Source organism: Gilliamella sp. Gris3-2 (assembly GCF_001690345.1).
Lineage (GTDB): Bacteria > Pseudomonadota > Gammaproteobacteria > Enterobacterales > Orbaceae > Gilliamella > Gilliamella bombi.
On sequence record NZ_LZHB01000072.1, the window covers coordinates 44,880 to 68,140 of the forward strand.

At 34.9% G+C, this 23,261-nt stretch carries 23 protein-coding genes, 1 tRNA gene, 1 other RNA gene and 1 riboswitch; of the genes, 16 read left to right on the forward strand and 9 right to left on the reverse strand.

The features are described 5' to 3' along the window. Positions 1-116 precede the first annotated feature (116 nt). The 4 genes from A9G32_RS10565 to mog all read right to left on the reverse strand — a co-directional run bounded on the left by A9G32_RS10565 (position 117) and on the right by mog (position 3,589). Entirely contained in the window at positions 117-362 is a 246-nt protein-coding gene (locus A9G32_RS10565) for a GlsB/YeaQ/YmgE family stress response membrane protein (RefSeq protein ID WP_065589531.1), read from the reverse strand. 305 nt (positions 363-667) lie between these two features. After that, entirely contained in the window at positions 668-2,032 is a 1,365-nt protein-coding gene (lysC, locus tag A9G32_RS10570) for a lysine-sensitive aspartokinase 3 (RefSeq protein WP_065589532.1), read from the reverse strand. A 74-nt stretch (positions 2,033-2,106) separates the two neighbouring features. Beyond that, a riboswitch (Lysine riboswitch) is annotated at positions 2,107-2,280 on the reverse strand. A gap of 108 nt (positions 2,281-2,388) precedes the next feature. After that, entirely contained in the window at positions 2,389-2,847 is a 459-nt protein-coding gene (argR, locus tag A9G32_RS10575; RefSeq protein ID WP_065589533.1) for a transcriptional regulator ArgR, read from the reverse strand. A gap of 163 nt (positions 2,848-3,010) precedes the next feature. Next, entirely contained in the window at positions 3,011-3,589 is a 579-nt protein-coding gene (gene mog, locus A9G32_RS10580; protein WP_065589534.1) for a molybdopterin adenylyltransferase, read from the reverse strand. Positions 3,590-3,809: 220 nt separating this feature from the next. Between mog and A9G32_RS10585 the strand changes: the two genes are divergently transcribed. Both A9G32_RS10585 and A9G32_RS10590 read left to right on the forward strand, forming a co-directional pair. Continuing rightward, positions 3,810-4,754, forward strand: a complete 945-nt coding sequence (locus A9G32_RS10585) for an ABC transporter ATP-binding protein (RefSeq protein WP_065589535.1) — start codon at positions 3,810-3,812, stop codon at positions 4,752-4,754. Continuing rightward, complete coding sequence (locus A9G32_RS10590) at positions 4,747-5,517, forward strand: ABC transporter permease (RefSeq protein WP_065589536.1); 771 nt, start codon at positions 4,747-4,749, stop codon at positions 5,515-5,517. Before A9G32_RS10585 ends, A9G32_RS10590 begins: the two co-directional genes overlap by 8 nt. Before the next feature lie 57 nt (positions 5,518-5,574). On the opposite strand, the gene A9G32_RS10595 is transcribed toward A9G32_RS10590, so the two are convergent. From A9G32_RS10595 to accB, 3 genes are all read right to left on the reverse strand, one after another. Continuing rightward, complete coding sequence (locus A9G32_RS10595; protein WP_065589537.1) at positions 5,575-6,213, reverse strand: bifunctional 4-hydroxy-2-oxoglutarate aldolase/2-dehydro-3-deoxy-phosphogluconate aldolase; 639 nt, start codon at positions 6,211-6,213, stop codon at positions 5,575-5,577. A gap of 65 nt (positions 6,214-6,278) precedes the next feature. Next, a complete protein-coding gene (accC, locus tag A9G32_RS10600; RefSeq protein ID WP_065589538.1) occupies positions 6,279-7,625 on the reverse strand; it encodes an acetyl-CoA carboxylase biotin carboxylase subunit in 1,347 nt (448 codons plus the stop codon). 39 nt (positions 7,626-7,664) lie between these two features. Then, a complete protein-coding gene (gene accB / locus A9G32_RS10605; protein WP_065589539.1) occupies positions 7,665-8,120 on the reverse strand; it encodes an acetyl-CoA carboxylase biotin carboxyl carrier protein in 456 nt (151 codons plus the stop codon). A 368-nt stretch (positions 8,121-8,488) separates the two neighbouring features. On the opposite strand from accB, the gene A9G32_RS10610 reads away from it, so the two are divergent. The 6 genes from A9G32_RS10610 (at position 8,489) to A9G32_RS10635 (ending at position 14,801) form a co-directional block, all read left to right on the forward strand. Then, positions 8,489-9,535 (forward strand): rod shape-determining protein, encoded by a 1,047-nt coding sequence (locus tag A9G32_RS10610; protein ID WP_065574434.1) that lies wholly within the window; start codon positions 8,489-8,491, stop codon positions 9,533-9,535. A 143-nt stretch (positions 9,536-9,678) separates the two neighbouring features. Further along, positions 9,679-10,521, forward strand: coding sequence for a rod shape-determining protein MreC (mreC, locus tag A9G32_RS10615; RefSeq protein WP_065589540.1), 843 nt, complete (start codon positions 9,679-9,681; stop codon positions 10,519-10,521). Further along, positions 10,508-10,993 (forward strand): rod shape-determining protein MreD, encoded by a 486-nt coding sequence (gene mreD, locus A9G32_RS10620; RefSeq protein ID WP_034909696.1) that lies wholly within the window; start codon positions 10,508-10,510, stop codon positions 10,991-10,993. Before mreC ends, mreD begins: the two co-directional genes overlap by 14 nt. A gap of 10 nt (positions 10,994-11,003) precedes the next feature. Further along, positions 11,004-12,479, forward strand: coding sequence for a ribonuclease G (rng, locus tag A9G32_RS10625; RefSeq protein ID WP_034909694.1), 1,476 nt, complete (start codon positions 11,004-11,006; stop codon positions 12,477-12,479). A 138-nt stretch (positions 12,480-12,617) separates the two neighbouring features. Further along, positions 12,618-14,075 (forward strand): metalloprotease TldD, encoded by a 1,458-nt coding sequence (gene tldD, locus A9G32_RS10630; RefSeq protein WP_065589541.1) that lies wholly within the window; start codon positions 12,618-12,620, stop codon positions 14,073-14,075. Between the two features lie 30 nt (positions 14,076-14,105). Continuing rightward, positions 14,106-14,801 carry a DedA family protein gene (locus A9G32_RS10635; RefSeq protein WP_034909688.1) on the forward strand — a complete coding sequence of 232 codons (696 nt, stop codon included), beginning with the start codon at positions 14,106-14,108 and terminating at the stop codon, positions 14,799-14,801. Position 14,802: 1 nt separating this feature from the next. On the opposite strand, the gene rnpB is transcribed toward A9G32_RS10635, so the two are convergent. Next, positions 14,803-15,185, reverse strand: an RNA gene (gene rnpB / locus A9G32_RS10640) — RNase P RNA component class A. A 162-nt stretch (positions 15,186-15,347) separates the two neighbouring features. Beyond that, positions 15,348-15,710, reverse strand: coding sequence for an outer membrane protein assembly factor BamE domain-containing protein (gene bamE / locus A9G32_RS10645; RefSeq protein WP_065589542.1), 363 nt, complete (start codon positions 15,708-15,710; stop codon positions 15,348-15,350). A gap of 479 nt (positions 15,711-16,189) precedes the next feature. On the opposite strand from bamE, the gene proQ reads away from it, so the two are divergent. The 8 genes from proQ to A9G32_RS10680 all read left to right on the forward strand — a co-directional run bounded on the left by proQ (position 16,190) and on the right by A9G32_RS10680 (position 23,147). Continuing rightward, positions 16,190-16,738 carry an RNA chaperone ProQ gene (gene proQ / locus A9G32_RS10650; RefSeq protein ID WP_065589543.1) on the forward strand — a complete coding sequence of 183 codons (549 nt, stop codon included), beginning with the start codon at positions 16,190-16,192 and terminating at the stop codon, positions 16,736-16,738. Between the two features lie 9 nt (positions 16,739-16,747). After that, positions 16,748-18,832: a carboxy terminal-processing peptidase gene (prc, locus tag A9G32_RS10655; protein ID WP_065589544.1), complete on the forward strand. Its 2,085-nt coding sequence runs from the start codon at positions 16,748-16,750 to the stop codon at positions 18,830-18,832. 14 nt (positions 18,833-18,846) lie between these two features. Further along, a complete protein-coding gene (cydH, locus tag A9G32_RS12860) occupies positions 18,847-18,936 on the forward strand; it encodes a cytochrome bd-I oxidase subunit CydH (RefSeq protein ID WP_141672672.1) in 90 nt (29 codons plus the stop codon). Positions 18,937-19,004: 68 nt separating this feature from the next. Beyond that, a tRNA-Ser gene (locus tag A9G32_RS10660) sits at positions 19,005-19,092 on the forward strand. Between the two features lie 141 nt (positions 19,093-19,233). After that, a complete protein-coding gene (prmB, locus tag A9G32_RS10665; RefSeq protein WP_065589545.1) occupies positions 19,234-20,127 on the forward strand; it encodes a 50S ribosomal protein L3 N(5)-glutamine methyltransferase in 894 nt (297 codons plus the stop codon). 30 nt (positions 20,128-20,157) lie between these two features. Then, the gene (gene aroC, locus A9G32_RS10670) at positions 20,158-21,231 is read left to right on the forward strand and encodes a chorismate synthase (protein ID WP_065589546.1); all 1,074 of its coding nucleotides are present in this window, start codon (positions 20,158-20,160) and stop codon (positions 21,229-21,231) included. Further along, positions 21,228-21,980, forward strand: a complete 753-nt coding sequence (locus tag A9G32_RS10675; RefSeq protein ID WP_065589547.1) for a TSUP family transporter — start codon at positions 21,228-21,230, stop codon at positions 21,978-21,980. Before aroC ends, A9G32_RS10675 begins: the two co-directional genes overlap by 4 nt. A 243-nt stretch (positions 21,981-22,223) precedes the next feature. Then, positions 22,224-23,147 carry a LysR family transcriptional regulator gene (locus A9G32_RS10680; protein ID WP_065589548.1) on the forward strand — a complete coding sequence of 308 codons (924 nt, stop codon included), beginning with the start codon at positions 22,224-22,226 and terminating at the stop codon, positions 23,145-23,147. The last annotated feature ends 114 nt before the right edge of the window (positions 23,148-23,261 follow it).

A 23,261-nucleotide genomic window follows, 5' to 3' on the forward strand; every position in this document is an offset into this window, starting at 1 on the left:
TAAATTTGTTGAGTTCGTATAGATGTTTTTAAGACTGACGATGAGAAATATGATGTACTATAAACCTTAATCTAATTTAAATTGGCGGTTTACCCGCCAATTTAAATTAAAATAACTTATTGTTTTAAATGGCGATAGATATAAATGAGTATAATCGACCCAAGTACTGAAATTAACAAACTAGGGAAATTAAATCCAGTTACACTACCCCAACCAAAGAAGGTGCTAATATACCCACCCACTAAGGCTCCTGCTATGCCTAATAAAATAGTTTTAAAAACCCCTACACGTCCTAGTGGCATAAAAAACTTTGCAATCCAGCCGGCAATTAATCCTAGAATAACCCAACTTATAATAGCCATGATAATTTCCTTCTTTTATTGAAATTAATTTTAGTTTACTCAAATTAATTAAAAAATCTAACAGATGTTGATGCTCAATGTAATAGTTTTAATCAATTGATTAAAAATAATAAATGACGGTAAATTTTTTAATAATCAATGAATAAGGATTTGGTAGGTAAATGCTGTTGGTAATTTGTTATCTTATGATTTTTTTAATTAAAATTAAAGTATTTGACCATGTTTCCAACTATGGACATATACTTGATGAATATAGGAAGATAACTAAACGTAATTAAAAGGGAGGTTTAATCTCCCTTTATATATTATTGTTCGAAAATTGTTTTATGTAGAATTTTAATAATTGACTCGGCATCATTGCTTTTTGCTAATAAACAAAGATTGTGAGTACTTGCCCCATAACAGCAAAGCCTAATAATAAATTCATCTAATACACCAAACACTTCTTTTGCAATACCTCTGGTTGAGGTTAGGTTATTACCAATAATAGCAATGAGAGCTAAATCTTCCTCAATATCGACATGACAAACGGTTGATAATTCATCAAATAATTCTTTTGTTAATAAACTGTTTCCGTTGGTATTGGTACCTGTAGTGTCGATAGTGAGTGCAATACTTACTTCTGATGTAGTTACTAAATCAACCGAAATGTTATGCTTAGCTAATATCGTAAACACATTTGCAAGAAAGCCTTGTGCATGTAGCATATTTAAACTGGTTAGTGTTAGTAAGGTTTGTTTACGACGTAACGCCAATGCTCTGAAAACAGGTAATTTAGATGTGATGCTATTAGTGCTATAAACAATAGTTCCTCCATCTTGTGGTGCTTTACTTGAACCAACAAAGACTGGTATATTGCTACGTACAGCTGGGACTAGGGTTGCTGGGTGTAGTACTTTTGCTCCAAACGTTGCCATTTCGGTCGCCTCCGCAAAAGATATTTCATCAATGCGTTTAGCTGCTGGAGTAATGCGAGGGTCGTTAGTATAAATTCCAGCAACATCAGTCCAAATATCAATTTGAGTTGCACCCAATGCTTCACCTAGTAAAGCTGCTGTATAGTCACTTCCACCTCGTCCTAAAGTAGTGGTTTTTCCAGAACTTTCACTGCCAATAAACCCTTGTGTTACAATGACACAACTATTGTCTAGTGACTTTAAATGGGCACAACAAAGCTGTTTAATATCTTCAATTTTAGGTGTTGCTTTACCAAAGTTATTATTGGTGCGCATAACTTTTCGTACGTCAAACCACATGGCTTTTTTCTGTTTTTCTTTTAATATTTCGACAAACAGTTTTGAAGACATAATTTCACCGTGGCTAACAAGCTCATCGGTTAACGCAGGTGATGTTGCTAAGCTTGCCGCTTCTGACAATGAGGCTATATTGGCAATGATTTGGTCTATTTCAGCACGTAGTTTTGGATTTTCAGGTAATTGTTCTAGAATGTTGTATTGGATAGATTGAATTTTCGCAATATGTTGAGATCTTACTTCAGCGTCACGTCCTTCTGCTAATGCAACTAACAAATTTGTTACGCCAGCGGAGGCTGATAATACAACAACCTTTACGTTAGGGTTAGCTATTACAATATTGGCACTATTAACCATTGCTGGATAATCGGCAACACTAGTACCACCAAATTTAGCTATTACAAATGATGTTTCCATGGATTCCTCATATTAAAAATTTTTATTTTTAACAGAGTTAGAGCGGGCATGTTCTATTTACAATTAAAAAGTACAAACCATGAAGCGCTCCACCTGTTAAGGTGACAACCCAAGGGATTCAGCCCTTGCAGTCGATTTAATTACTTCTGGATGGGTAATCAAACCTCGGCATTACGTCCCCTCGATCATTTATTAGTGGTTCCAGTCCCTAAAATGACTTACCTGAGTAATGCGCCTCTTCGTTTTGCAACTTCTGTTACGAAATCAGCACTATATAGGATTAACGATTTTATTAATTGTGTCAATAGGTTAAAAGTTAAAAATTATTTAGTTGTAATATGGCAAAATGGAAAGATCTATAGCTCTCGTTCAAACAATTCAATAATGGTTTGATATAATTCTTTTACAGTACAATCTTTAGTTGGTGTACTAAAGATTGTATCATCACCAGCAATTGAACCTAAAATACCTTCCGATTTACCAATTGAGTCTAGTAATCGAGCAATGAGTTGAGCTGCGCCTGGGCTAGTACGTATCACCACCATTGAGCTATTGAAATCAATATCAATCACTAAATTTTTTAATGGGCTACTAGTTGTTGGTACGCTTATTTCTGCAGGTAAACAATAGACCATTTCGGATTTTGCATTTCTGGTTCTTACCGCACCAAATTTGGTTAGCATACGTGAAACTTTTGATTGATTAATGTTATCAAATCCTTGTTCTTGTAATGCTTGTACGATTTCTACTTGTGAACTAAACTTCTCTTGACGAAGCATCTCTTTAAATGTTTTTGTGAGATTAGCTTGTTTCATAATGTTCCTTGGCTTCTAATTTGTTACTCTTTACTACTAATAAATGTAGTTATAAGACTGATAATAAAGTCTAACTGATATTTAAACCAAAACAACTACTACCAATTTTAATGTATCAGTAGCAATTATTATATACATAATTATGCGTTAAATATGCATAAAATTAAAGCGTTGATTTAATTGCATCCTTAGGTCTATAAGATTTCACTATTTGGTCATAGGTTTCAATATAAGGTCCTTCTAGTAGTTGTATACAATAAGGGATACTAGCAAATATGCCACTCACAATAACATTACCTTGATCATCTTTAACACCCTCAAGTGTTTCTTTAATTGATTTTGGCCTTCCAGGTAGGTTGATGATTAGACATTTTTTGCGAATAACACCAACTTGCCTAGATAAAATAGCAGTTGGTACAAAATGTAAACTGATCTGACGCATCTGCTCACCATAACCGGGCATTACACGATCAGCGATTGCTAATGTTGCATCAGGCGTTACGTCTCTAGTCGCAGGGCCTGTGCCACCAGTAGTTAAAATTAAATGGCAATGTTGACTATCAACAAGTTCACATAATGTTTGTTCAATAACAACTTGTTCATCTGGAATAATATGGTTTTCGGTTGTAAATGGTGTTTTCAGTGCTGTTTGCAACCATGATATTAATGATGGTATGCCTTCATCTTGATAAATGCCACTTGATGCTCTATCTGACACTGAAACTAATCCAATCTTAAACATGATACTTATTCCTTAAGCAATAACTTAGACGCAGAATGATAATTAAAGATACGTTATTAGTATTTAATTAATAATATGTGTTTTATTTTAGAAATTATAATTTATTTATATTGATATAAATAAAACTAAAAAGCTCTTTACAATGATTGATTATATTGTCGATTCATTAAACATGATATCATATTATTAAAATAACAATTGATTCACTTAGGATATATTCATGCTATCAATTCCTGCACTTGAGTTAATCTCACTCAAGAAAATCTATAAAAACGGTGTAGAAGCATTAAAAGGTATCGATTTAACTGTACAAGCAGGCGATTTTTATGCTTTGCTGGGACCAAATGGCGCTGGTAAATCAACAACAATAGGTATTATTAGTTCATTAGTGACTAAAACTTGCGGGCAAGTAAAAATCTTTGGTTACGACTTAGATACCGATATTGTAAATGCTAAAAGACAATTAGGGATTGTACCGCAAGAATTCAATTTTAACCAATTTGAAGAAGTGTTACAAATAGTCACTAATCAAGGTGGTTATTATGGATTGCCCCGAAAAATCGCATTAGAGCGAGCCGAAAAATATTTGCGAGTTTTAGATTTGTGGGATAAACGTCATAGTCGAGCTAACATGCTATCAGGTGGAATGAAAAGGCGATTAATGATAGCCAGAGCTCTCGTGCATGAACCTAAATTATTAATTCTTGATGAGCCGACTGCAGGCGTTGATATTGAATTACGCCGTTCTATGTGGGATTTTTTACGTGAAATCAATCGTCAAGGTATCACAATTATTTTAACCACACATTATTTAGAAGAGGCAGAAATGCTCTGTAGAAATATTGGTATTATTCAGAGCGGCAAATTGATAGCAAACTCATCAATGCGTGAGCTATTGGCGAAAAGCCAATCTGAAACAATTGTTATTGATTATGTGGCGACGCCTAAGCCGATTGAGTTAAATGGCTATAATTATTTCGATGTTGAGCCTGGGATGTTGGAAGTGAAAGTAGATAAACAAAATGGATTAAATCAATTATTTGAACAATTAAATAAACAAAATATTAAAGTTATCAGCGTACGAAATAAAGCGAATCGATTAGAAGAGTTATTTGTTGAGCTGTTGCATAGTGATACTAAACAAAAAGGTGGCATTAATGAATAATTTATATTGGATTGCCTTAAAAAGTATTTGGCGTAAAGAAGTAACCCGATTTTTAAGAATTTGGATTCAAACCTTAATTCCACCTGTTATTACCATGTCGCTTTATTTTATTATCTTTGGTAATTTAATTGGCTCTCGTGTTGGCGATATGGGCGGTTTTAGCTATATGGAATTTATTGTTCCAGGCTTAATAATGATGTCAGTAATTACTAATTCCTATACCAATGTTTGTTCATCCTTTTTTAGTGCTAAATTTCAACGTAACATTGAAGAAATATTGGTGGCGCCAGTATCAACAAATATTCTTATTCTAGGATATGTCGGTGGTGGTGTGATGCGCGGTATTTTAACGGGTATTTTGGTTACTATTGTATCGCTATTCTTTGTTCGCTTCGATGTACATTCTTGGTTGTTTATTATTTTTACATTGCTATTGACCTCGATTTTATTTTCATTAGCTGGTCTACTTAATGCAGTATTTGCCAAAACGTTTGATGATATAAGTATTATTCCAACATTTGTGTTAACACCATTAACTTATCTTGGTGGTGTTTTTTACTCAATTACTATGTTACCAACATTTTGGCAATGGGTATCGAAAATTAATCCCATTGTTTATATGATTAATGGTTTTCGTTATGGATTTTTGGGAGTGTCAGATGTGCCATTATGGATCACATTTTCAATGCTTATTTTATTTGTAACTGTACTTTATGTAATTGCATGGCGACTGATTGATAGTGGACTAGGATTGAGAAGTTAATTAAAGCTAGGAAATAATAATTAACCGCCGATATTGTATCGGCGGAATAATAATTAACTACTGTGCACCAGCAACAGCTTCCTTAGCCATCTCAGTGATTTTAGTAAAATCACCTTTTGCTATGGCATCCGTTGGAATAAACCAAGTTCCACCAACACATAGTACATTATTAAGTGCCAAATAATCGCGGTAGTTTTTAGGATTCACACCGCCTGTAGGGCAAAACTTCATGTATCCGCAAGGGCCAGAAAATGCCTTTAATGCAGCAACTCCGCCATTGATTTCAGCTGGGAAGAATTTTAATGCCGTTAAACCATATTCTTGGGCTTTTAATAATTCAGAAATAGTTGCAATACCAGGAATAACAGGAATAGGGCCTGCAACTGCAGCTTCTAAAATAGCATCGGTAATTCCTGGTGTAATAACAAACTCTACACCAGCTTCAGTAACCTGTTTTAGTTGTTCAACACTAGTTACTGTTCCTGCTCCTACAATTGCTTCAGGAACCTCTTTGATGATTTTCTTAATTGCTTCAATCGCACAAGCTGTTCTTAACGTTACTTCTAGTACCTTCACTCCACCAGCAATAAGAGCTTTAGCTAGAGGTACAGCATCCCCAATTCGTTCAATAACGATAACCGGAACCACTGGTCCCATAGTTAAAATTTCTTCAGCACTTCGTTTCCATTTTTTCATTTGTTTCTACCCATACCTTATTGATACTATAAAGCAATAATCCCTAATAAATAGGGATTATTTTGTTATTCATAAATACCTAATTTCTTTTCTAAATAATGGATATTTGTGCCACCTTTTTGGAAGCCCTTATCGTTCATAATATCAATATGAAGATCAATATTGGTTTTGATCCCATCAATAACCAGTTCGGCTAACGCATTTTTCATACGTGCTATAGCAACCTCACGAGTTTCACCATAAGCAATTAATTTACCAATCATTGAGTCATAGTAAGGTGGGACACTATAACCAGCATAAATATGCGATTCCCAACGAATGCCGAAGCCACCTGGTGCATGGAAGCGAGTGATTTTCCCTGGTGATGGCATAAACGATTTGGGATCTTCAGCATTAATTCTACATTCAATCGCATGACCTTTAATTTCAATATCACTTTGTTTAATTGAAAGTGGTTTGCCAGCTGCAATTAAAATTTGTTCCCTAATTAGATCAACACCGGTTATCATTTCAGTAACAGGATGTTCTACTTGAATACGGGTATTCATTTCAATGAAATAAAACTCGCCATTTTCAAATAAAAATTCGAATGTGCCAGCTCCTCGGTAGCCAATCTCGATACATGCATTAACGCAACGTTCACCGATGAATTTGCGCATTTTTGGCGTAATACCAATAGCTGGTGCCTCTTCAACAACTTTCTGATGTCGTCTTTGCATTGAGCAGTCTCGTTCACCCAAATACACAGCATTTCCTTGACCATCAGAAAGTACCTGAATTTCAATATGACGTGGATTTTCAAGGAATTTTTCCATGTAAACCATATCATTGTTGAAAGCAGTTTTGGCTTCTAACTTAGTCATTTTAATTGATTGTTCAAGATCTTTTTCTTCACGAACAATACGCATACCACGACCGCCACCGCCGCCAGAAGCTTTAATGATAACAGGATAGCCAATTTGCTTGGCAATTTGTTTATTAATTTCAATATCGCTACTTAGAGGACCATCTGAACCAGGTACACAAGGAACACCTGCTTTTTTCATGGCGTGAATTGCTGATACTTTATCACCCATAAGGCGAATAGTATCTGGTTTAGGACCAACAAAAATAAATCCAGATCGCTCAACTTGTTCAGCAAAATCTGCATTTTCAGATAAGAAACCATAACCAGGATGAATTGCAGCTGCTCCGGTTACTTCCGCAGCTGAAATTAATGCAGGAACGTTAAGGTAACTTTTTACCGAAGCTGCTGAGCCAATACAGACGGTTTCGTCTGCAAGTAATACATGTTTTAAATCTTTATCTGCCGTAGAATGAACAGCGACAGTTTTTATTCCAAGTTCTTTACATGCTCGTAAGATACGTAGAGCTATTTCTCCACGATTCGCAATAAGAATTTTATCAAGCATATTCAATCTCTTAATCGTATTGTCAATAATAAATTCAGATTATTCAATAATGAATAGTGGCTGATCAAATTCAACTGGTTGACCATTTTCAACCAATATGGCTTTTATTGTACCAGCTTTTTCTGACTCAATTTGGTTCATCATTTTCATCGCTTCAACGATGCAAAGCACATCGCCAACATTTACTGTTTGGCCAATTTCAACAAAAGCTTTTGATTCTGGGCTCGGTGTACGATAAAAAGTTCCAACCATTGGGGATTTAATTGTTGTATCATCAGTTACCACATTATCAGTTACAACTTCTGTTTGAACGGTTGGAGCAACTACAACAGGAGCTGGTTGAGGAATTTGAATATTTTGTACTGGCGCAGAATAGTTTGTAGTAGGAGCAGCTCGACTAATTCGAACTGATTCCTCACCTTCAGAAATTTCAAGCTCTGAAATACCTGACTCTTCAACTAATTCAATTAACTTTTTAATTTTGCGTATATCCATGAATTACACCGTGTTTATTTGATATAAGTAACAATTATTTAAATGCATCCTTATTATCGACTAAAGCTGTTTTTTAGTCGGTAATAAAGTTGTAACTCAACATTAACGCGGAAGAATACACTGTAAAACAGATTTTGTCATTATATATCTCCTTTACAATCACTTGTTATACTATTTTCTAGGTATTATTTTATAATTGCGATACAATATCGACCGTTAATTACTATTGAGATTTGCTATGGTTTGAAAGGATTAAATAATACTCCATTTAGCCTTGATAAATTTGAAATATTTATTTTTTGATTCCATGGTGGTTTTTAATACTGAAATATACTTAAACAAGATTAATTCTAGGAAGAGTTTTTATTATGTTCAAAAAAGTTCGTGGCTTGTTTTCAAATGATTTATCAATCGATTTAGGTACAGCGAATACACTTATTTATGTAAAAGGGCAAGGTATAGTATTAAACGAACCTTCTGTTGTAGCGATTCGCCAAGATCATCGCACAGGTACTCGAAAAAGTGTTGCTGCTGTTGGGCATGCTGCGAAACTAATGTTAGGGCGAACACCAGGTAATATAGCAGCCATTAGACCGATGAAAGATGGCGTTATTGCTGATTTTTCTGTTACTGAAGAAATGTTGCAGCACTTTATCCGTCAAGTTCATAGCCATAGTTTTTTAAGACCAAGTCCTCGCGTACTTGTTTGTGTTCCTGTAGGTGCTACACAAGTTGAACGTCGAGCTATCCGAGAGTCAGCCTTAGGCGCAGGTGCTCGTGAAGTGTATTTAATTGAAGAACCAATGGCAGCAGCTATTGGTGCTGATTTACCTGTATCTGCGCCTACTGGTTCAATGGTTGTTGATATTGGTGGTGGAACTACCGAAGTAGCTGTCATTTCGCTAAATGGTGTTGTTTATTCTGCATCTGCTCGTATTGGTGGTGACCGATTTGATGAAGCGATTATTAACTACGTTCGTCGCAATTATGGCGCTTTAATTGGCGAGGCAACAGCCGAAAAAATCAAACATTTTATTGGTAGTGCTTATCCTGGTGATGAAGTTCTCGAAATTGAAGTGCGTGGGCGCAATCTTGCTGAAGGTGTGCCGCGTAGCTTTACTTTAAACTCTAATGAAATTTTAGAAGCATTACAAGAACCATTAAGCGGTATTGTTAGTGCGGTAAAAGTTGCATTAGAGCAGTGCCCTCCTGAGCTTGCTTCTGATATTTCAGAACATGGTATGGTTTTAACCGGTGGTGGTGCTCTATTACGTAATATTGATAAGTTATTATCGGCTGAAACAGGTATTCATGTAGTAGTAGCTGAAGATCCATTAACGTGCGTTGCCAGAGGTGGCGGCAAGGCGCTAGATATGGTTGATATGCATGGTGGTGATCTATTTAGTGAAGAGTAATTAATAAGTTATTGTTGATTAGTTTTATTTTTATAAAACAATAAGTAAGCATGCATATCATATTTTCCCCGCCGACAATCGTGTCGGCGGAGTCATATTTTGAAATAATTAGATCTTGAGCTTTAAACAGGTAAGTACCGGCAATGAAATTACTTTTTTCTAAACGCTCCCCTCTTAGTGTACAATTATTTACTTCTCTGGCGTTAGCCTTGGTTCTAATTGTATTAGATATCAATTATCGTCCATTTAAAGAAATTCGTTATTATTTAGATACCCTTATTTCTCCTCTATATTATGTTTCAAATGCACCAAAGTCGTCGTTTGATTCTCTCTACGAGATGTCCAAAACACGAGAAACATTAATAAATGAAAATGCAAATTTGCATGCAGATTTATTACAACAAAAAAACGATCTATTGTTACTTGAGCATCTAAAACATGAAAATGATAGACTTCGCGAATTGTTAGGTTCACCTTTAAGGCATGATGAACAAAAGATGGCTGCACAAGTATTGCTTATAGACACTGATCCTTATATCTATCAATTTGTTGTAAATAAAGGTAAACAAGATGGTGTTTATGTTGGGCAACCTGTTGTTGATGAAAAAGGGATTGTAGGGCAAATTTATGAAACAGCCCAATCTACTAGTCGTGCAATTTTATTGTGCGATTATCAACATGCGATACCCGTACAAGTATTAAGAAACGACATTGGTATGATTGCTGTGGGAAACGGGTGTAGTAATGACTTAACATTAGAATTTATGCCTAATAACGTTGATGTAAAAGTCGGCGATGTTTTAGTTACTTCAGGGCTTGATGGCCGTTTTCCAGAAGGATATCCGGTAGCCGTAGTTAGTTCAGTAAAACTTGATATTACAGATTCAACCCCAATTATTTCAGCAACACCAACAGCGGATTTGAAGCGTTTACGTTATTTATTGTTATTGTGGGGAAATCAAGGAGTAAAACATGAGGGGTCGTAATCGAATAATAATTATTTGGATAACGCTATTAATAGGCTTATGTTTACAAATCATTCCGTGGTCTCCATCATATAGTATATTTAAACCACATATACTGATCTTAATTTTTGCTTATTGGTTGATAGCGCTTCCTCATCGAGTTGGGATTGGTACTGCATTTGTTTTTGGAACTATAATGGATCTATGTACTGGTTCTATTTTAGGAATCCATGCCTTTATTTATTCATTTATTGCTTATTTATTTGTTTTTAAATTCCAATTGATACGTAATTTAGCGTTATGGCAACAGTCGTTTATCATCTTTGGGATATCGATATGTTATAATTTACTGGTATTTTTATTTCAAGTCTGTATTTATCATACTATAACAATATCGCCATTGATTTTTATATCAAGCTGTATAGATAGTCTATTATGGATTGGTATCTATTTATTTTTACGACTAATAAGACGAAGCTTTGCTATCAATTAAAAGGAAATCTATGTCTGTTGAATTATTAATGAATGTAACGCCATCTGAAACTCGAGTTGCTTATATCGAAGATGGTGTATTGCAAGAAATCCATGTTGATCGTGAGTCTAGACGCGGTATTGTTGGAAATATTTATAAAGGTAAGATAATTCGTATTTTGCCTGGTATGCAAGCCGCTTTTGTAGATATTGGTCTTGATAAAGCTGCCTTTTTGCATGCATCAGATATTATGCCTCATACTGAGTGCGTATCAGATACAGAGCAAGAACAATTTCAAGTAAAAGATATCTCTGAACTTGTCCGCCAAGGACAGGACTTAATGGTACAAGTGGTTAAAGATCCATTGGGAACTAAAGGAGCTAGGCTTACAACCGATATTACTTTGCCATCACGTTATTTGGTATTAATGCCTGGATCAAATTCTGCGCATGTTGCCACATCACAACGCATAGAAAGTGAACAAGAACGTGAAAGGTTAAAAAATATTGTTGAGCAATATGTGACAACAGAAGCTGGCTTTATTGTTAGAACAGCCGCAGAAGGGGCAAGTGCGCATGAGTTAGAACAAGATGCCAATTTTTTAAAACGACTTTGGACTAAAATTCAAGAACGCATGGCTCGCCCAGTAAGTAAGAATCTAGTTTATGGGGAATTGGCATTATCCCAACGAGTATTGCGCGATTTTGTTGGTGATCCAATTGAACGAATTTTAGTAGATTCAAAATTAACTTATGATTTATTGGTTGAATTTACAAAAGAATTTATGCCTGAGGTAACCAATAAACTATCTCTTTATCGTGGTAATATTCCTATTTTCGATCTTTATGATACCGAAAATGAGATTCAAAGAGCATTAGATCGTAAAGTGAAATTAAAGTCTGGTGGGTATTTAATTATTGATCAAACCGAAGCCATGACTACTATTGATATCAATACTGGTGCATTTGTAGGTCATCGAAATTTAGAAGAAACGATTTTTAATACTAATATTGAGGCAACAATAGCAATTGCCCGTCAATTACGTTTGCGTAATTTGGGGGGCATTATTATTATTGATTTTATTGATATGCAAGAAGATTTGCATCGTGAACGGGTGTTACAATCGCTGCATGATTCTTTATCTAAAGATAGAGCTAGAACAACTGTTAATTTATTTTCGAGTTTAGGATTAGTCGAAATGACTCGCAAGCGAACACGTGAAAGTATAGGGCATATTCTGTGTGAAGAATGTCCAGCATGTAAAGGTCGTGGTATGGTCAAATCGGTAGAAACAGTTTGCAACGAAATATTACGTGATATAGTTCGTGTTTATAAAGCGCATCATTCAGAATACTTTTTGGTTTATGCCTCGGCTGCTGTGGCTAATGCTTTAACTAATGATGAGTCCCATGCTTTAGCTGAAGTTGAGGTGTTTGTGGGTAAACGTGTTGAAGTAAAAGTTGAACCACTTTATATTCAAGAACAATATGATGTTGTATTAATGTAGAAGCAATATCTTGTAAAAAAGTTTCAGGTAACTATACGTTTCAGTATAAAAATGATGAAAGTTAAATAATTATTATGATCAACTAGTTATAATCGATTATCAAAAAACTTCTGTTAACAATTAGAATTTAAGGAATTTATGATAGTAACTCAAGTGAGTGAACGACTGCTCAACCCAAATAATCTAAACCAACAAGATCTTTCGCATTTGCTTGATATGTTGAGCTCAAGGGAAATTGATTTTGGTGATTTGTATTTTCTATCTGGTTATTATGAAAACTGGTTACTTGAAGATGGTATTATAAAAAATGCCTCATTTCATCGTGACCAAGGAGTTGGTGTTAGAGCCGTTGTTGGCGAAAAAACAGGGTTTGCTTATACTGATCAGCTTTCATTAGCGCGGTTAGAACAAAGCATATTCGCAGCAAATTCAATCACTAAAATACAAACACCTATCAAAGTGACGCCATTTAAATCTGCTCAAACAGTATCTATATACTCGTCAATCAACCCGATCAATTCTTTTTCTAAAGAACAGAAAATTGAATTGTTGCAACAAATTGACCACTTAGCACGCTCAATCGATCCTAGAGTTATTGAAGTTTCAGCCAGTTTGACTGGAAGTTATGAAGATATTTTAATAGCAGCAACTGATGGTACATTAAAAGCTGACATTCGTCCTTTGGTGCGTTTATCCGTTTCAGTTTTGGTTGAAAAAGAGGGTAGACGTGAGCGAGGAAGTAGTGGTGGCGGTGGTCGATTTGGGTATGAATATTTTTTAACAATCAACCCAAAAACATCAGAAAGTTATGCTGACAGCTATGCCCGAGAAGCCGTGCGTCAAGCACTTGTTTCTCTTTCTGCTAAAGCCGCACCAGCAGGAACAATGCCTGTTGTTTTAGGTGCTGGTTGGCCTGGCGTTTTGTTACATGAGGCTGTAGGTCATGGCTTAGAAGGCGATTTCAATCGTAAAAATAGTTCAGTTTTTTCTGGGAAAATTGGTGAACAAGTCACCTCAGAAGTTTGCACTATTGTTGATGATGGTACAATTGAGAACCGCCGAGGCTCACTATCTATTGATGACGAAGGTACTCCAAGCCAAAAAACAGTGCTTATTGAAAATGGTATTTTAAAAGGCTATATGTTTGATAAGCTTAACGCAAAATTGATGAATACATGTTCAACTGGTAATGGTCGTCGTGAAGGATATGCATACTTACCTATGCCAAGAATGACCAATACCTATATGTTGGCAGGAAATTCTTCTTTTGACGATATCATTAGTAGCGTCGATTATGGTCTTTATGCCCCTAATTTTGCTGGTGGACAAGTAGATATCACCTCTGGTAAGTTTGTGTTTTCAACTTCAGAAGCTTACTTAATTGAAAAGGGAAAAATAACAACTCCAGTTAAAGGTGCCACATTAATCGGTTCAGGTATAGAAACTATGCAGCAAATATCTATGGTAGGTAATGATTTAGCATTAGATTCTGGTGTAGGTGTTTGTGGTAAAGCAGGGCAGAGCGTACCTGTTGGGGTTGGGCAACCCACTTTAAAAGTGGATAATTTAACCGTTGGTGGTACCATTAACCACTAATAATAATACATCAATGGGATTTAAAAATAGATGGAAACAATAATTACACTTTATCATGCGTTTGTTAATTTGGACATTGCAACGCTTTCAAACCCTAATGTGCTATGGACACTATATGGGATGTTGTTTGTCATTATTCTTTTAGAAAATGGTGTTTTACCAGCGGCTTTTTTACCTGGAGACAGTCTATTATTTTTAACTGGTGTGTTAATTAGCCAAAATGTATTCCATTTTGGTTTAATTAATTTTATTTTAATTGCTGGCGCTGCTTTAGGTACTTGGTTAGGTTATGCTCAAGGACTTTGGCTTGGTAATACTAAGCTTGTCCAAGGTTGGATGGCACATATACCTGAAAAATATCATCATAAATCTGAAGTATTATTCCATAAGTACGGATTACAAGCGCTATTTATTGGGAGATTTATTGCTTTTGTACGTACATTATTACCGATGATGGCTGGATTATCAGGACTACACAGTCGAAAATTCCATATTTATAATATAATCAGTGCTACATTATGGATTTTCTTGATTGTGACATTAGGTTACCTATTTGGATTATCACCAGTTTTCAAAGAGTATGAAAAGCAGATCATGTCTTTATTAATGCTAATACCTGTTTTGTTGTTGGTGTTAGGGTTAATTTTTTCAATTTTTCTCGCTGTTAAGCGCTCTTTAAGCAATAAAAAGCAATCTAAAATTGGATTAAACGATAACAAGAAGTAGAAAGTGAAATTAACCGATAAGCCGGGTTCTGTCGTGGACAATCATTCCTCTAGGCTAATACTCACGCATTAGCTCAAGCAGTCTACCCGGATTCAACGCGGGCCACGCCAATGAATCCCTATTTGACCTTGCTCCGAGTGGAGTTTACCGTGCCACAACTGTTACCAGTTGCGCGGTGTGCTCTTACCACACCCTTTCACCCTTACCTGATCTTATAAAATAAGCCATCGGCGGTTTTCTCTCTGTTGCACTTGTCGTGAATTTTCACTCTCGCAAAAATCCCCCAGGCGTTACCTGGCACTCTGCCCTATGGAGCCCGGACTTTCCTCCCCTTTGTTTATTTCTTTATAAAAACAACAAAGCAGCGATTGTCTGGTTAATTTCGTTAATGAGTATAACCTAAAGCGCAATATTGTCCAGAGATGTCTTTTCTTTAGGAAATAGATGACTGAAATTTAAACATGAGTAAAGTAATGTAATTCCATAGGATTGAAATAACAAATTCTTAGCACATCTTGTTGATGTGCTATAAAACAAGATAATTTATTACCATTTTTTCTGTCGTTGGTTTTCATCATAATTGAACCATGTTACTACCCCTTTAGACATAATAATATCAAGCTTTCCTTCAAAAATATTGTATTGCGTTTCGCCAATTAACATATGACTTGTTGAGCTCTTTTTAGTGTATTGATATGTCCACTGTGTTTCGTTGCTATTGATAGCGGTTTTTGTTGTTGGCTCACCAAATAGGGACAGAATCTGAGCTTCAGTTGATGACCCTTCAACAATTTTGCTTACTTTTGCGTTATTAAGCGGTGTGCCTTGCTCAACAAAATTTTTTTGTGAACATGCTGATAAAGCAAGTATAGAACAAAGGATGAGCAGAAATTTTTTAATATTTTTCATGATATAGTTGCCTATTGTGTTAATTTGTAGTTGATATGAAATGTGAATTGATAATAGCATATGTTTTATAACGTTCAAGATAGAGCAACTGAAGGTATAATTAAAAAATTTAATTCTTTAGTGCTGCACTTTTTTAATGTAATTAGATTTTCTTCTCTATATCATTCACTAAATTTTATTTCCATTTTTTAATTTATCTTAGTTTATAACCATAAGTATCTATGTTATTCTTTTCTACCCAATACAAGAGAAAATTTGATAGTTTAATTTGTTTTAGTATTTATTTTAATCGATTTTGAGTGGTAGCATTTAATTAGCTATCAACTCATGAATAAGCTGTTTGGCTTTTATGCCAAATACATACAGATATTAAAGATTTTATAACAATTTATTAATAAACCGAAAAAGATAGTTAGTGTTATTATATAAGCTGCGATATACTTTAACGCTAGTAAAATTTAGTTGCTATGGAATAACCAATGGAAAAACAGTTTCAATTAACAAATAGTAAAGAGATTATTGCTTATTTAGCTCAACAATTCCCAAATTGTTTTACCCTTGAAGGTGAGGCAAAGCCATTAAAGATTGGAATTTTTCAAGATATTATTTCTCGTTTAGATGGTAATGACGAACTTAGTAAAACTAAACTCCGTGCCGCACTGCGCTCATACACAATGAGTTGGCGTTACTTATATAGTATAAAAGAAGGAGCCAATCGTGTTGATTTAGATGGTAATCCTACTGAGGTTATTAGCCAAGAACAGATAGATCATGCGCTACAACAGTTGAAAGAGAGCAAAGAAAAAGCTAAAGAGCGTTTTAAAGAACGTGAAAAAGAAAAACGTAAAGCTACTCGGATGCTTCCTAAAAAAGCTAAAGCTTTAAAAATTGGTGATTTTGTTAAAGTTATAGTAGGTAATAAACCTATAAAAGTACAAGTCATTAATATTGAAAAAGAGCATATTAAGGTAAAGGTTGGTGCAGGTATGGAGTTAACGGTCAAACCTGAACATATTATCAATAAGTAGAGAGTTTGAATGAATAAATTACTCAATGGTATTATTACACTTAGCCTTATTTTGGGTATTTTTAGCCAAAATGTTCAGGCAAAACCGCAAGCTAATGAACAAATACCAGTTCTAAAGCAAGATGATATCCACCAAGTTGTTGCTAAGCGTGTAACGAATTTTTTTACTCAATCACATTATCGTAATTTTTCCTTGGATGGTGCTTTTTCAGCTCAGATTTTTGATCGCTATTTCAAATTATTGGATGGTAGTAAATCCATTTTTATTCAAAGTGATGTTGATGGTTTTCGAAATAGACAAGAGTCTTTAGGTCAAGAATTAATCGATGGTAATTTAAAGACAGCTTATGATATTTACAATCTTTTTTTGAAAAAACGTTATGACCGTTATCAATATGCTCTTGAAGTTTTACAACGGCCTATGGATTTTTCTGCCAATGATGAAATTGATTTTAATCGTGAAGAAATTGCTTGGCCGACTTCAGAAAACGAACTTAATGTTTATTGGGATAAGCGTGTTAAATATGATGAATTGAGTTTATCCTTATCGGGAAAAAATGAAAAAGAGATCCGTAAAGTTTTAAGTAAACGTTACAATCGCGTTTTAAAAACGATAATGCAATCAAATAATGAAGATGCCTTTCAAGTATTTATGAATGCATTTGCCAGAGAAATTGATCCTCACACTAGTTATTTGGCACCACGTAAAAAACGAGATTTTGATTCCGAAATGAGTTTATCATTTGAAGGTATCGGTGCAACATTGAGCCAGCAAGATGACTATACGGTGATTATGTCTTTTGTAACAGGCGGACCTGCTGAAAAGAGTAAGTTACTTACCATCGGGGATAGGATTATTGGAGTAGGTCAAAGTAATTCAGCGATTGAAGATGTTATTGGGTGGCGCTTGGATGATATTGTCGATAAAATTCGTGGACCTAAAGGTACTGTTGTAAGATTGGAAATTTTACCTGCTGGTAATAATAGTAAGGCAAAAGTAATTGAGCTCACTCGTGATAAGATTCATTTTGAAGATAGAGAAGCGAAATTAAATATTATCGATAATCCACGTGGTAAAGTTGGCGTTATTGAAATACCAAGTTTCTATATGGGATTAACGGAAAAAGTTGAAGGACTCTTATCAAAAGCAAATAAAGAAAATTTGCAAGGTTTAGTTATTGATTTACGTGATAATGGCGGTGGTTCGTTAACCGAAGTTATCAATTTAACTGGCTTATTCATTGATACTGGACCAGTTGTTCAGGTACGTGATAATTTACAAAAAGTCATCACTTACAATGATAAGAATAAAGGTATCGAATACACCGGGCCACTTGTTGTTATGATTAATCGTTATAGTGCATCAGCATCAGAAATATTTTCTGCGGCTATGCAAGATTATGGGCGAGCATTAATAGTTGGTGAAACCACTTATGGTAAGGGAACCGTCCAAACTTCTCGTAACATCTCTTATCCAGTTGATGCAAGACTACATCCAAGTTGGCCTGAACTTGGCGGGGCTCAATATACTATTCAGAAGTTTTATCGTATCAATGGTGGTAGCACACAATTAAAAGGCGTTGAGCCAGATATTGAAATGAATAAAGTTAAGTATGTTGATGAAACGGGAGAGCGTTTTTTAGATAACGCACTACCGTGGGATAAAATACCATCCGCTGATTATTTGACTCTTGCCAATATTAAGCCATTGTTGCCTGATTTAGAATCACAACATTTGTCTAGAATTTCACATAATCCTGAATTTATGTATATTGATGAAGATATCAAACGATTTAATGATAAAAAAGATCGTCAATATATTGTTTCACTTAATAAGAAAAAACGAGAAGTAGAACAAAAAAATAATGAGGAACGTGATTTAAAAAGAACTAATGCACGTTTAAATAAGGTAGGTTTACCATCAATTACTAAATTAGATGATTTACCAAAAAATTATAAAAAACCTGATGCTTACTTAGATGAATCTATCGAGATACTTCTTGATTTTGCACCTAAGTATCCCAAAATTAAAGGCAATAACTCTATTAAAGAGGTTATTACGTTTGATTTACCAATCGAGAAAGCTAATAAATAATTGGAGATAACATAATGGATTCAAATTTAAAATATGCTTTAATCACAACTATTGCTGTGTTAGCTGTTTTGGCAACATTTGGTTTTATTGTTTGTATGAATTAAAAAGCTTGATTAATTAGTTGGTGATCATTATAGTATGCAACCTGCTTTTGAAAAGCAGGTTCTAATGAGGTGAGGTGTCCGAGTGGTTGAAGGAGCACGCCTGGAAAGTGTGTATACGGCAACGTATCAAGGGTTCGAATCCCTTCCTCACCGCCATATTGAGTCATTAAAAGATGGAACCATTAGTTCATAACGCTATAAAACTAGCTATCTAGATTATTTTAATAGTTCGTAGTTTATAGTTGTTATTTAAAATGACAAACAATACCTTCCTCTCCTAAATCATTTGGAGTTATTATGGAAAACTTACGCACAGTTCAAGACTTTATACGTTGGGCTGCATCACAACTTAGTCTATCAGATGTCTTTTTAGGTCATGGTACAGATAATCCTATTGATGAGTCTAAACAATTAATTTTAGCAACGTTAGGATTATCGTTGTTTATTCCTGAAGAATTTTATTCCGCTAATCTAACTAATGATGAAAAAAATCAAATTATTGACATTATTCAAAAGCGAATAAAAGATCGTGTACCAACCCCTTATTTAACTAACCAAGCTTGGTTTTGTGGACATGCTTTTTATGTGGATGAGCGTGTATTAATTCCTCGTTCTCCTATTGGTGAACTAATTGATAACCATTTTGAGCAAATAATATTAACTGAACCTAAAAATATTTTAGATCTATGTACTGGTAGTGGCTGTATAGGGATTGCTTGCGCTTATGAGTTTGCTGATGCTCAAGTTGATATAACTGATATTTCATTAGAAGCATTAGATATCGCCCAAACAAATATTGAGATGCACGAAATGGATTTTCAAGTTACTCCTATTTTGTCAGATCTATTTGATGATGTGCCAGAAAAACAATACGATCTGATTGTCACTAATCCGCCTTATGTTGATAGTGAAGATATGAGTGATTTGCCAGATGAGTTTTTATATGAACCTAAATTAGCATTAGAAGCGGGCTTTGATGGTTTAGATCTGGTAAAAAAAATTTTACGAGATGCGATAAATTATTTAACACCAGCAGGTGTATTAGTTTGTGAAGTCGGCAATAGTTGGGTTAGCTTACAACAACAATATCCCGATGTCCCTTTTAATTGGATAGAATTTGAACGTGGTGGGTTGGGTGTATTTTCTATCACACGTGAAGAACTGATTCAATATCATTACTGTTTTAAATAAACTGTTATTAATCATTGGAATAAATTTATTATGGCTGGAAACTCAATCGGAAAATTATTCAAAGTAACCACATTTGGTGAATCGCACGGTGTAGCATTAGGGTGTGTTGTCGATGGTGTTCCTCCTGGACTTGCGTTAACAGAATCAGACATGCAAAATGATCTTGATCGTCGTAGACCTGGCTCATCTCGTTATACAACTCAACGCCGAGAAGCAGATCAAGTCAAAATTTTGTCAGGCGTATTTGAAGGTGTTACAACTGGAACGAGTATTGGTTTACTTATTGAAAATACCGATCAACGTTCTCAAGATTATAGTAAAATTAAAGATATCTTCAGACCAAGCCATGCAGATTACACTTATCAAAATAAATATGGCATACGAGATTATCGTGGTGGCGGTCGCTCCTCTGCTCGTGAAACGGCTATGAGAGTTGCTGCCGGCGCTATTGCAAAAAAATATCTACAAGAAAAGCTTGGCATTACTATTCGTGGTTATTTGGCTCAGATGGGTGATGTAAAATGTGAATTGAAAGACTGGCAACAAGTTGAACACAATCCATTTTTTTGCGCAGATGAGAGTAAATTAGATGCACTTGAACAGCTGCTTCGGTCATTAAAAAAAGAGGGTGACTCAATAGGTGCGAAAGTTTGCATTGTTGCTGAAAATATTCCAGTAGGACTTGGCGAACCTGTATTTGATAAACTAGATGCTGATCTTGCGCATGCACTAATGAGTATTAATGCCGTGAAAGGTGTAGAAATTGGCGATGGTTTTGCTGTTGTGAATAAACGTGGTAGCGAAAATCGTGATGAAATAACACCTAAAGGCTTTTTATCTAATCATGCCGGTGGGATTTTAGGTGGTATTAGTTCAGGACAAACCATATCAGCCAGCATAGCACTTAAACCCACGCCTAGTATAGAAATTCCAGGTAAATCAGTTAATATTTTGGGTGAAAGCGTTGAAGTATCTACACATGGTCGACATGATCCATGTGTTGGCATTCGAGCTGTACCAATTGCTGAAGCAATGGTTGCTATTGTGCTGATGGATCACTACCTTCGTTATCGGGCTCAATGTGGTGATGTAAATAAATTATGAGTTATGATCTGCTTATTTTACTTTTTCTGATTGCTGCTTTGGCCGGTTTTATTGATTCTATTGCTGGCGGAGGTGGTTTATTAACTGTCCCTGCATTACTTGCTGTTGGACTGCCACCAGCTAGTGCATTGGCAACCAATAAATTGCAAAGTTGCGGTGGTTCGTTTTCTGCTAGCCTATATTTTATCCGGCAGCATATGGTGGATTTGAAACAACAAAAATGGGCAATCGTTTTTGCTTTTGTTGGTTCAGCAATTGGAACATTATCTGTGATGCGTATCCAAGCTGATTTTTTAAAATTATTATTACCAATTTTAACTATTAGCGTTGGGCTCTATTTTTTACTTTCTCCAACTATTGGAGAAAACGACCGTAACAGTCGCCTTTCACTTATTCAATTCGCATTAATTCCTGCCTTTGGTATAGGTTTTTATGATGGATTTTTTGGCCCTGGTGCTGGTTCATTTTATGCGTTAGCTTATATCACGTTAGCTGGTTTTAATTTAACCAAAGCGACTGCACATACCAAAGTACTAAACTTCACCTCAAATTTGGCCGGCTTGCTGTTTTTTATTATAGGGGGAGAAGTAATCTGGTCAATTGGATTGGTTATGTTAGTTGGTCAATTTATAGGAGCAAGGCTTGGTGCTAAAATGGTCATTGCCAAAGGTCGTAAATTAATTCGACCAATGTTAATTACAGTTTCGATTCTTATGAGTATAAAATTAATTTACGAAAACTTTTTTTAATTGCTTATAAGTTAAATAATTTATATTTTATTCTATCTAAAATATCTAAAGTAATTTTATTATCAATTCTACTGCTTCTCATTTTTACTTTTCATAATTAATTTATATTAAAATTTTTGTCAAAAACTTTCAGGAAAGTATGTGTTTGAGTATAAAATAGCAACAAGTATTTATTTCACTTAAATATTATTTAGTATATATTTGTGTTATATAAGATAGTTTGTGTTAACATGTCCCAATATTATGAAACTTCAACAATTACGCTATATTTTAGAAATAGCACGTTCTGGTTCAATAAATGAAGCAGCTAAGAATTTATATATTACTCAGCCAAGCTTATCAACAGCGGTGAAAGATCTAGAAGCTGAATTTGGTATTGAGATTTTTGTGCGCAGTTCTAAAGGAGTTTCACTTTCACCTGATGGCGTTGAGTTTTTAGGTTATGCCAAACAAGTTCTAGATCAAGCTGAGCTATTGGAACAGCACTACTCAAAAAAAGAACCCTCTAAGCAGTTATGTAGTATATCCACTCAGCATTACGCTTTTGCGGTTAATGCCTTTGTTAACTTAATTAAAAAAAATCAAACAGATGAGTATGAGTTTACGCTTAGGGAAACAAAAACATATGATATTATCACCGATGTAGCTAATTTACGTAGTGAAGTTGGTATTTTGTATTTGAATGATTTTAATCAAAAAGTGATTTTACGGTTACTGAAAGAACATAGATTAACCTTTAATCCACTTTTTGAAGCTAATCCTCATGTATTTATTAGTACTCATCATCCATTATCATCCATGAAGTTATTAACTTTAGATGATTTAGAGGATTACCCTTATCTCTCTTTTGAGCAGGGCGAATATAACTCATTTTATTTTTCCGAAGAAATTTTAAGTACGGTTTATCATAAAAAGAGTATACACGTCAGTGATAGAGCAACCTTATTTAACTTATTGCATGGACTCAATGGTTATACCATTAGCACAGGGGTTTTAAGTGCTGACTTAAACGGATCTGATATTTTATCAATACCGTTAGATGTAGAAGAAAAAATCCTAATTGGCTGGATCACATCACAAAAGGCTCAACTAAGCTTATCAGCTCAAAATTATATTGAGGCGCTAAAAAAACTAATTCAAGAAGAGTATGGTTTCGAGCTTAAGTAAATACTGCTGCTAACTAAATAAATCAAATTGCTATTTTTATAAATTTCAGTATAATTACGTAACTCATATATTCACTATATGGATACCGAGGAATGTCTGAATTAGAGATCGGTC

Coding starts and splice junctions, on each gene's coding strand:
- A9G32_RS10565 (WP_065589531.1), bottom strand. CDS start 362: ATGGCTATTATAAGTTGGGTTATTCTAGGATTAATTGCCGGCTGGATT.
- lysC (WP_065589532.1), bottom strand. CDS start 2,032: ATGGAAACATCATTTGTAATAGCTAAATTTGGTGGTACTAGTGTTGCC.
- argR (WP_065589533.1), bottom strand. CDS start 2,847: ATGAAACAAGCTAATCTCACAAAAACATTTAAAGAGATGCTTCGTCAA.
- mog (WP_065589534.1), bottom strand. CDS start 3,589: ATGTTTAAGATTGGATTAGTTTCAGTGTCAGATAGAGCATCAAGTGGC.
- A9G32_RS10585 (WP_065589535.1), top strand. CDS start 3,810: ATGCTATCAATTCCTGCACTTGAGTTAATCTCACTCAAGAAAATCTAT.
- A9G32_RS10590 (WP_065589536.1), top strand. CDS start 4,747: ATGAATAATTTATATTGGATTGCCTTAAAAAGTATTTGGCGTAAAGAA.
- A9G32_RS10595 (WP_065589537.1), bottom strand. CDS start 6,213: ATGAAAAAATGGAAACGAAGTGCTGAAGAAATTTTAACTATGGGACCA.
- accC (WP_065589538.1), bottom strand. CDS start 7,625: ATGCTTGATAAAATTCTTATTGCGAATCGTGGAGAAATAGCTCTACGT.
- accB (WP_065589539.1), bottom strand. CDS start 8,120: ATGGATATACGCAAAATTAAAAAGTTAATTGAATTAGTTGAAGAGTCA.
- A9G32_RS10610 (WP_065574434.1), top strand. CDS start 8,489: ATGTTCAAAAAAGTTCGTGGCTTGTTTTCAAATGATTTATCAATCGAT.
- mreC (WP_065589540.1), top strand. CDS start 9,679: ATGAAATTACTTTTTTCTAAACGCTCCCCTCTTAGTGTACAATTATTT.
- mreD (WP_034909696.1), top strand. CDS start 10,508: ATGAGGGGTCGTAATCGAATAATAATTATTTGGATAACGCTATTAATA.
- rng (WP_034909694.1), top strand. CDS start 11,004: ATGTCTGTTGAATTATTAATGAATGTAACGCCATCTGAAACTCGAGTT.
- tldD (WP_065589541.1), top strand. CDS start 12,618: ATGATAGTAACTCAAGTGAGTGAACGACTGCTCAACCCAAATAATCTA.
- A9G32_RS10635 (WP_034909688.1), top strand. CDS start 14,106: ATGGAAACAATAATTACACTTTATCATGCGTTTGTTAATTTGGACATT.
- bamE (WP_065589542.1), bottom strand. CDS start 15,710: ATGAAAAATATTAAAAAATTTCTGCTCATCCTTTGTTCTATACTTGCT.
- proQ (WP_065589543.1), top strand. CDS start 16,190: ATGGAAAAACAGTTTCAATTAACAAATAGTAAAGAGATTATTGCTTAT.
- prc (WP_065589544.1), top strand. CDS start 16,748: ATGAATAAATTACTCAATGGTATTATTACACTTAGCCTTATTTTGGGT.
- cydH (WP_141672672.1), top strand. CDS start 18,847: ATGGATTCAAATTTAAAATATGCTTTAATCACAACTATTGCTGTGTTA.
- prmB (WP_065589545.1), top strand. CDS start 19,234: ATGGAAAACTTACGCACAGTTCAAGACTTTATACGTTGGGCTGCATCA.
- aroC (WP_065589546.1), top strand. CDS start 20,158: ATGGCTGGAAACTCAATCGGAAAATTATTCAAAGTAACCACATTTGGT.
- A9G32_RS10675 (WP_065589547.1), top strand. CDS start 21,228: ATGAGTTATGATCTGCTTATTTTACTTTTTCTGATTGCTGCTTTGGCC.
- A9G32_RS10680 (WP_065589548.1), top strand. CDS start 22,224: ATGAAACTTCAACAATTACGCTATATTTTAGAAATAGCACGTTCTGGT.